The following is an 8,756-nucleotide window of genomic DNA, read 5'->3' as shown; positions in this document are numbered from 1 at the left end:
GGACGGGTTGCGGCCGTCCGGCGAGACAGAACGTTCGTTCTCTCGGGGCACGCGGCGCTCTGGGGAGACAGAACGTTCGTTCTCTCGGGGCACGCGGCGCTCTGGAGAGACAGAACGTTCGTTCTCTCGGGGCACGCGGCGTTCCGGCGAGACAGAACGTTCGTTCTCGCCGCCGTCGCGGTGGCAGCTCTACCGCGCGGCGATCCGGATCGGGCGGGCGCACGTCGGGTCGGCGGTCAACACGATCGTGCTGGCCTACGCGGGCGCCTCGCTGCCGCTGCTGTTGTTGATCGCCACCGGCACGCAGCCGATCGGCGACCTGCTCACCGGTGAGCTGCTCGCCCAGGAGATCCTGCGCAGCGCCGTCGGCACGATCGGCCTGGTCGCCTCGGTGCCGATCACCACGCTGCTCGCCGTCCTGGTGGCCGACCGTGGCCATCGCTTCACTTAAATGTCTCGTTGGCGGTGCAGGCTGGCCACCATGTGGCTCACTAACCTTGTGGTGGCCGGCACCCTGGTCGGCGGCATGCCGGTGGCGGCGCACCATCCTCAGCAGCAGTTCGACTTGCAAGCGCACCGCGGCGGCCTCGGCCTGCGCGTGGAGAACACCCTCGCGTCCTTCGGCAACGCGCTTCAGCTGGGCGTCAGCACCCTCGAGCTGGACGTGCAGATCACCGAGGACGGCCAGGCGGTCGTCACGCACGACCGGCGGGTCACCGGCACCAAGTGCACGGACACCGCCCCGGCCGTCGCGAACGACCCCGAGTTTCCGTACGTCGGCAAATATGTCAACACGCTCACCCTCGCCCAGGTGCGCACCCTCGACTGCGGTTCCAAGACGCTCGCCGACAAGCCGGGCCAGCTGGCCGTGCCGGGTGCCCGGATGCCGCTGCTGCGCGAGGTCTTCGCGCTGGTCAAGCGCTACCGCGCCGACGGCGTCAAGCTGAACGTCGAGACGAAGGTCGAGGCGGGCGCGCCCACCGAGACGGCGCCGCGTGAGCAGTTCGTGCAGGTCACCGCCGCGGAGGTCCGCCGCGCCGGGCTGCTGCGGCAGGTGACCATCCAGAGTTTCGACTGGGGCGCGCTGATGCGCATGCGCCAGGTCGAGCCGCGGCTGCCGGTGATCGCGCTGACCAACTACGACTTCCTCCAGACGGGGCAGCCGGGCAAGTCGCCGTGGCTGGGCGGCATCGACATCGACGACTTCGGCGGCGACCCGATCCGGGCGGTCCGCGGCTTCGGCGCGAGCGCGTTCTCGCCGGTGCACGGTTTCCCGCAGAACGGCACGGTCGGCGATCCCGCGTACCGCCCGTATGTCACGCGGGAGATGGTGCGGCACGCGCACGCGTACGGCCTGAAGGTCATCCCCTGGACGGTGGACGACGTGCCCACCATGAACAAGCTGATCGACGACGGGGTGGACGGGCTGATCACCGACTATCCCGACCGTCTCCGCACGGTCCTCGCCCAGCGGGGCTTCCAGCTGCCCAAGGGGTACGCGTCGCCGTTCGACGTCCAGGCGCACCGGGGCGGCCGCGCCACGCACCCGGAGAACACGCTGCCCGCCTTCGCGCATTCGCTGGCGAACCCGGCGATCTCGACGCTGGAGCTAGACACCGGGGTGAGCCAGGACGGCGTGCTCGTGGTGCTGCACGACCGGACGATCAACGGCTCGCACTGCGCGGACACCGCGCCGGCGTTCCCGAACGACCCGGAGTTCCCGTACGTGGGCAAGCTCGTGCACGATCTCACGCTGGCCCAGCTCAAGACGATCGACTGCGGCTCGAAGGCCGGCCCCGGCCAGGTGGCGGTGCCCGGCGCCCGGATCCCGACCCTCGGCGAGGTCTTCGCCCTGGTCAAGCGCAGTGGCCGCGGTGACGTCCGGATGAACATCGAGACGAAGATCAGCCCGCTGGTGAACGACACGGCGCCCTATCCCGTCTTCACCCGCAAGCTGGTGCGCGAGATCCAGGCCGCCGGCCTCGTCAAGCGGGTGACCGTCCAGTCGTTCGACTGGCGCACCATCCGCTACGCCCGCGCGCTCGATCCGCGGATCGAGACGGTCGCCCTGGTCTGGCAGTACGGCCGGGCCGAGTGCGCCTCGCTCGCCGACGAGTGCTCGCTGCGGGCGGTCTACGACAACCCCAAGGTCAAGAGCCCGTGGACCGCCGGGCTGGACTGGTGGCGCCACCGCGACCTGGGCGCGCTGACGAAGGCCGCGGGCGCCTCGACGGTCTCGGCGAACTGGCAGGTGCACGACCCCGAGCAGGTCGCCTCGGCGAACGACGACTGGTATCTGCGGACCGACCCGGCCTACTTCCACGGGCCCACCGTGCCGGTTCTGCAGCGCCGGTACGACCTGAAGGTGGTCCCGTACACCGTGAACGACCCGGCGGTGATGCAGCGGGTGATCGACCTCGGCGTGGACGGCATCATCAGCGACGACCCGGAATCGCTGATCAAGGTGGCGGTCCGCAACGGCCTGCGCTGAGATCGGGGTATGCAGAAGCGAATTCTCGGGAGCAGCGGCCTGGAGGTCTCGGCGATCGGATTCGGCGCGATGGGGATGAGCCGTGGCTACGGCCCGTCCCCGGACCGCCCGGAGATGATCGCCCTGCTCCGGCAGGCGGTGGAGCGCGGCGTCACCCTCTTCGACACGGCCGAGGTCTACGGGCCGTTCGTCAACGAGGAGCTGGTCGGCGAGGCGCTGGAGCCGTTCCGCGGTGAGGTGGTGATCGCCACCAAGTTCGGCTTCGCGATCGGCGCCGAGGGCGTGGACAGCCGGCCGGAGCACATCCGTGAGGTGGCCGACGCGTCGCTGCGCCGGCTCCGGGTCGACGCGATCGACCTGTTCTACCAGCACCGCGTCGACCCGGCCGTGCCGATCGAGGAGGTGGCCGGCGCGGTCGGCGAGCTGATCCGGGCGGGCAAGGTCCGGCACTTCGGCATGTCCGAGGCCTCCGCCGCGACCATTCGCCGGGCCCACGCCGTCCAGCCGGTCACCGCGCTGCAGAGCGAATACTCGCTCTGGTGGCGCCGGCCGGAGACCGAGGTGTTCCCGACCCTGGCGGAGCTCGGCATCGGCTTCGTGCCGTTCAGCCCGCTCGGCCGCGGCTTCCTGACCGGCACGATCGACGCCTCGACCTCGTTCGACGATGCGGACATGCGGCGGTCCCTGCCGCGTTTCTCCGCCGAGGCGCGCGAGGCCAATCAGGCGCTGATCGAGCGGCTCAACGAGGTGGCCGCCGGCAAGGGGGCGACGCCGGCCCAGATCGCGCTCGCCTGGCTGCTCGCGCAGCGGCCGTGGATCGTCCCGATCCCGGGCACCCGGCGGCTGGAGCGGCTCGACGAGAACCTCGGCGCCGCCGCGGTCTCGCTCACCGCCGAGGACCTGGCCGCTCTGGAGGAGGCGCTGGCGAAGGTGGCGGTACAGGGCGATCGCTACACCGAGAGCATGGAGCGGATGACCAACCTCTGAACACATCCGCATCTTGCCATTAGACGATAATATTTGAAAACGATTACCGTTTCCCAGCGTGAAAGCGCTAGGAATTCTGGCCGTCTCGGCGGCCCTGATCACGCTCGCCGGCTGCGGCTCCGACGACGGAGCCGCGGCCGCGCCCGAGGACGCCGCCCTCTCGGTGGTCGCCACGACGCCCGAGGTCGCCGACTTCGTCCGCAACATCGGCGGTGACAAGGTCGCCGTCACCCAGATCATCAAGCCCAACGTGGACCCGCACGACTACGAGCCGACCCCCGCCGACATCAAGGCGATCGGCGAGGCCAAGGTCGTCGTCAAGAACGGCGTGGGCCTCGAGGCGTGGCTCGACCAGACCATCACCTCGGCCGGCTTCAAGGGCACCGTCGTCGACTCCAGCCAGGGCGTGACGCTGCGCGAGGGCGGCCACGAGCACGGCGAGGAGGAGGGCGGGCAGGAGCACGCCGAGGGCGAGGCCGAGGGCGAGGACCACGACCCGCACATCTGGCACGACCCGCGCAACGCCAAGATCATGGTCACGAACATCGAGAAGGCGCTCGCGGCGGCCGACCCCGGCGACGCCACGACGTACGCGAAGAACCTCACCGACTACTCGGCGAAGCTCGACAAGCTGGACGCCGACAACGTCGCCGCGTTCGCCAAGCTGCCCGCCGCCGACCGCAAGCTGGTCACCAACCACGACGCGTTCGGCTACTACGTGGCGCGCTACGACCTCGAGTTCGTCGGCTCGGTGATCCCCAGCCTGGACACGTCGGCCGAGCTCTCGGCGCAGCAGCTCACCGACCTGGTCAACAAGATCAAGGCGACCGGCACCAAGGCGATCTTCACGGAGAGCTCGCTCCCGCCGAAGACCGCCGAGTCCATCGCCCAGCAGGCCGGCGTCAAGGTGATCGGCGGCGAGGACGCCCTCTACGGCGACAGCCTCGGCGAGCAGGGCACGCCCACGGGCACGTACCTCGGCGCCGAGGAGCACAACACCAAGGTCATCGTGGACGCGCTGGCCGGCTGAGATGGTCCTCCGGTTCACCGACGCGAGCGTCGGCTATCGCGGCGCCCCGGTTCTCACCCAGGTGAACCTGGAGCTGCCGGCCGGGCGCTGCCTGGCCCTCGCCGGCCCGAACGGCGCCGGCAAGTCCACCCTGATCAAGGCGGTGCTCGGGCTCTCCGAGGTGCTCGGCGGCACCGCCGAGGTCTTCGGCAGATCCCCGGCCCGGGCCCGCGACCTGTGCGGCTACGTGCCCCAGGTCGGCGACCTCGATCCCGACTTCCCGGTCACCGCCGCGCAGGTGGTGCTGATGGGCCGCTATCGCCGGATCGGCTGGTGGCGGCCCACGCGCTCGGCCGATCGGCGCGCCGCCAAGCAGGCACTGGACCGGGTGGGTCTCGCCGATGCCGCCGGGCGCCGCTTCGGGCTGCTCTCGGGCGGCCAGCGGCAGCGGGTGCTGCTCGCCCGCGCGCTGGCCGCCGAACCCCGGCTGCTGCTACTCGACGAGCCGTTCAACGGGGTGGACGTGGTCAGCCAGGAGGCGATCCTCGCGGTGCTGCGGGAGCTGACCTCGGCCGGTACGGCGTTGCTGCTCAGCACCCACGACCTGGCGCTCGCCCGGGACGTCGCCGACCTGGTGTGCCTGGTCAACGGGCGGCAGTGGGCGTTCGGGCCGCCCGGCGAGGTGCTCACCGCGTCCGGGCTGCGCGACGCGTACGGCGGGCGGACGATCGACCTCGCCGACGGCCGCACGGTGCTGGTGGAGCCGTGATCTTCACAGTGCCCTTCATGGCCCGGGCGCTGGCCGAGATGGCGCTGCTCGCGCTGATCTGCGGCCCGGTCGGGGTCTTCGTCTTCGTCCGGCGGCTCTCCTTCGTGTCGGATGCGCTGACCCACACGGTCTTCCCCGGCGTGGTGATCGGCTTCCTGGCCGGCGGGGTCGAGGGCCTGGTCGTCGGCGCGCTCGTCGCCGGCCTGCTCACCGCGGTCGTGCTGACCCTGCTCACCCGGACCGGCGCGCTCTCCGACGACGCGTCCACGGCCGTGGTGCTCACCGCGATGTTCTCGATCGGCGTCGTGCTCGTGTCGCGGCGCTCGTCGTACACCGCGGATCTCGCGACGTTCCTCTTCGGACGGCTGCTCACCGTGACGCCGCGGCAGATCGCCGAGACGGCGGTGCTGGCCGCGGTGATCCTCGTGATGCTGGCGATCGCCGCCCGCCCGCTGCTGTTGCGCACCTTCGACCCCGCGGCCGCGGCCGCGGCGGGGTACCGGATCTTCTGGCTGGACCTGTGGCTCAACGTGATCGTCGCCCTGGTCGTGGTCGCGGCCGTGCGCGCGGTCGGCACTATCCTCGTCGTCGCCCTGCTGATCATCCCGGCCGCGGCGGCTCGCCTGATCACCGCCCGGCTCGCCGCCATGGCCGCGATCGGCACCGTCCTGATCCTCGCAGCCGGTTACGGCGGCCTGTGGATCAGCTGGACCGCCTCGGTCGACCACGGCATCGCGCTCACCTCGGCCTCGGCGGTCGTGCTCCTGCTCGTCGTGGCGTACGTGGTGCTGCTTCCGCTTCGGTCCCGCCGCCCCTCCCGCCGGATCGACAGGAGGTCGCCGCATGAGCTGGTTCGATGACGCGCTGCACCGCGCGATCGCCGAGGTGATCCTGGCCGGCGCGCTCGCCGGGATGATCGGCGTGCAGGTCGTCGTGCGCCGCCTGTCGTTCTTCACGATGGCGCTGACCCACGCCACCTTCCCCGGCGTGGTCGCCGCCTCCCTGATCGGCGTGAACGTCTTCCTGGGCGGCATCGTCGCCGGCGCGGTGGTGGCGCTCGGCGTGGCCGCGCTGAGCCGCCGCCAGGGCCAGAACGCGGCGGCCGCGACGGGTGTCGTGCTGTCCGCGGGCTTCGCCCTCGGCGCCGGCCTGGTGGCCACCCAGAGCGGCTTCAGCCGCGACCTCTCCGCGCTGCTCGTCGGCTCGATCCTCACGGTCGGCACCCAGGACCTGATCATCACGGCCGCGATGCTGGTCGCCGTGGCGGCGCTGCTGGCCGTCTGCGCCCGCCCGCTGACCTTCGCCGGCTTCGACCCCGGCGGCGCCCGAGCCGCAGGTCTGTCCGTCGGCACGTGGGACGTCGTCCTGCTGCTGACCGTCGAGGCGGTCGTGGTGACCATCGTGCCCGCCGTCGGCACGATCCTCGCCGTGGCCCTGATCGTCGCCCCGGCCGCCGCGGCCCGCCTCTGGTCCACCCGCCTCCCGGTGATCACCGCCCTGGCCGTGGCCTTCGCCATCGCGAGCGGCCTGGGCGGCCTGTGGGCGTCCTATGTCTGGAATGTCGCCGCGGGGGCGAGCATCGCCCTCACCGCCACCCTGATCCTGGCGGCCTCGTCGGTCCTGGCCCGGCCGATCAGAAAAGCGGCAGTGGCGTGAGGAGCGAAAGTGGCATGAACGACGAGATCCTCGAACGGGCCGTGACCGTGCTGCGCGGCATGGCCTACGAACACCGCCTGCGCATCCTGGTCCTGCTCCGCGGCGGCGAGCTCACCCCCGGTGAGATCACCGCCGCGGTGCCCGCCGACCCCACCGCGGTCGCCCACCACCTGCGCTTCCTGCTCGACGCCCGCCTCATCCGCCGGCGCCGCCAGGGCCGCCAGGTGCACTACGCCCTCACCGGCGACGCCACCGCCCAACTGGTCACCGAGGTGCTGCGCTACTCCGGCGGCGACTAGGGAAGACCGGGTGCGGCAGGCCGGCCAGTGGCCCCGCACCCACCTGAGCCGCGATCCGGGCGGCTCCCGCGGGGACGAACGGCGTCAGCTCGTGCCCGAGGACCCGGCAGGCGTCGACCAGGACCGCGAGGGTCGCGTCGAGCCGCTCGCCGGCCGCGGTGTCGCCCGCCTGCTCGCGCCGGGCGAGCGCCCACGGCCGCTCGGTCTCGACGAGTCGGTTGGCGGCGGCGACGACCGTGCCGATCGCGCCGGTGGCGGCCCGGAAGTCGAACGCCTCCAGCGCCCGGTCGACGGTGGCGGGCAGCGCCGCGCACTGCTCGGCGAGCTCCCCGTCGTCGGCGGAGCCGGGGACCAGGCCCCCGCGGTACTTGTGCACCAGGGACAGGGTTCGGTTGACGAGGTTGCCCACACCGTTGGCGAGGTCCCGCTGGTAGCGGTCCAGCAGCCGCGCCTCGGTGAAGTCGGTGTCGCCGAGGCCCGCGACATCGCTCAGCAGCCACCAGCGCAGCGCGTCGGCGCCGTGCCGGGCGACGAGGTCGTAGGGGTCGACCGCGGCGCCGGCGCTCTTGGAGATCTTGGCGCCGTCCACGGTGAGGTATTCGTGCACGAAGACCGTGGTGGGCAGCGGCTGGCCGGTGGACAGCAGCAGGGCCAGCCAGTAGACGGCGTGGAAGCGCGCGATCCCCTTGCCGATGACGTGCACCCGTTCCGCCGCGTCGGCCCACCACGTCCGGTACGCGTCGCCGCCGCTGCCGTAGCCCAGGGCGGTGACGTAGTTGGCGAGGGCGTCCCACCAGACGTAGACGACCTGGTCCGGATCGTCGGGGACCGGGATGCCCCAGCCCACGGCCCGCGACGCCGGCCGCGAGACGCTGATGTCGGTCAGCCCGGCGCGGACGAACGCCAGCACCTCGTTGCGCCGGGCCGGCGGCTCGACCCGTACGCGTCCCGACTCGAGCGCGGCGAGCACGTCACCGGCGTAGCGCGTGAGCCGGAAGAACCAGTTGGTCTCGGTCACCCTCTCCGGGGCCACGCCGTGCTCGGGGCACAACCCGTCGAGCAGGTCCGCCACGGCGTAGAACTGCTCGCACCCGGAGCAGTAGAGACCGTCGTAGCCGCGCCGGTAGAAGTCGCCCCGGGCCGCGCTCTGCCGCCACAAGCGCTCGACGCCCGGCGCGTGGCGCGGGTCGCTGCTGGTGCGGATGAAGTCGTCGAAGGACAGGTCGAGCGCATCGGCGAGGCCGGCGAACCGGTCGGCGTTCTCCGCGACGAAGGTGTCGACCCGCGCACCGGCCGCGGCGGCGGCCGCCACGTTCTTGAGCGCGTTCTCGTCGGTGCCGGTCAGGAACCGCACCGGTCGACCACGCAGGCGCCGATGACGGGCGAGGGCATCCGCCTGCACCAGCTCCAGCGCGTGCCCGAGGTGAGGTGCGGCGTTCACGTACGGGATCGCCGTGGTGATGTAGACGCTCATGGTGGTCTCCGATCCGCCCCGGTCACAGGGGCGGATCGAGCCCGGCCAGCCCCCGCGAGCGGGGCTGGTGG

Annotated in this window: 9 protein-coding genes; 8 read left to right on the top strand and 1 reads right to left on the bottom strand. The window is 72.0% G+C overall.

The genetic code is table 11. The features are described 5' to 3' along the window. The first annotated feature begins 7 nt into the window (after nucleotides 1-7). From Ade02nite_RS20020 to Ade02nite_RS19985, 8 genes are read left to right on the top strand one after another with little or no spacing between them, the layout of a single operon-like run. Nucleotides 8-451, top strand: coding sequence for a YibE/F family protein (locus Ade02nite_RS20020; protein ID WP_307871221.1), 444 nt, complete (start codon nucleotides 8-10; stop codon nucleotides 449-451). Nucleotides 452-481: 30 nt separating this feature from the next. Next, on the top strand, nucleotides 482-2,491 hold the full coding sequence (locus Ade02nite_RS20015; protein ID WP_203765558.1) for a glycerophosphodiester phosphodiesterase family protein: 2,010 nt from the start codon (nucleotides 482-484) through the stop codon (nucleotides 2,489-2,491). Nucleotides 2,492-2,500: 9 nt separating this feature from the next. Next, nucleotides 2,501-3,478 carry an aldo/keto reductase gene (locus tag Ade02nite_RS20010; RefSeq protein ID WP_203765556.1) on the top strand — a complete coding sequence of 326 codons (978 nt, stop codon included), beginning with the start codon at nucleotides 2,501-2,503 and terminating at the stop codon, nucleotides 3,476-3,478. Between the two features lie 58 nt (nucleotides 3,479-3,536). Further along, nucleotides 3,537-4,508 (top strand): metal ABC transporter substrate-binding protein, encoded by a 972-nt coding sequence (locus tag Ade02nite_RS20005; protein ID WP_203765554.1) that lies wholly within the window; start codon nucleotides 3,537-3,539, stop codon nucleotides 4,506-4,508. Nucleotide 4,509: 1 nt separating this feature from the next. Next, on the top strand, nucleotides 4,510-5,256 hold the full coding sequence (locus Ade02nite_RS20000) for a metal ABC transporter ATP-binding protein (protein WP_203765552.1): 747 nt from the start codon (nucleotides 4,510-4,512) through the stop codon (nucleotides 5,254-5,256). Next, on the top strand, nucleotides 5,253-6,116 hold the full coding sequence (locus tag Ade02nite_RS19995; protein WP_203765550.1) for a metal ABC transporter permease: 864 nt from the start codon (nucleotides 5,253-5,255) through the stop codon (nucleotides 6,114-6,116). Before Ade02nite_RS20000 ends, Ade02nite_RS19995 begins: the two co-directional genes overlap by 4 nt. Beyond that, nucleotides 6,100-6,912 carry a metal ABC transporter permease gene (locus Ade02nite_RS19990; protein WP_203765548.1) on the top strand — a complete coding sequence of 271 codons (813 nt, stop codon included), beginning with the start codon at nucleotides 6,100-6,102 and terminating at the stop codon, nucleotides 6,910-6,912. Before Ade02nite_RS19995 ends, Ade02nite_RS19990 begins: the two co-directional genes overlap by 17 nt. Nucleotides 6,913-6,926: 14 nt before the next feature. Next, complete coding sequence (locus Ade02nite_RS19985; RefSeq protein WP_203765546.1) at nucleotides 6,927-7,211, top strand: ArsR/SmtB family transcription factor; 285 nt, start codon at nucleotides 6,927-6,929, stop codon at nucleotides 7,209-7,211. On the opposite strand, the gene Ade02nite_RS19980 is transcribed toward Ade02nite_RS19985, so the two are convergent. Beyond that, nucleotides 7,177-8,685 (bottom strand): methionine--tRNA ligase, encoded by a 1,509-nt coding sequence (locus Ade02nite_RS19980; protein ID WP_203765544.1) that lies wholly within the window; start codon nucleotides 8,683-8,685, stop codon nucleotides 7,177-7,179. The genes Ade02nite_RS19985 and Ade02nite_RS19980 overlap by 35 nt on opposite strands. Nucleotides 8,686-8,756: the final 71 nt, after the last annotated feature.

The organism is Paractinoplanes deccanensis (assembly GCF_016862115.1).
Lineage (GTDB): Bacteria > Actinomycetota > Actinomycetes > Mycobacteriales > Micromonosporaceae > Actinoplanes > Actinoplanes deccanensis.
The sequence above is the reverse complement of the archived record's forward strand: the minus strand, read 5'-3'. Positions and strand labels throughout refer to the sequence as shown.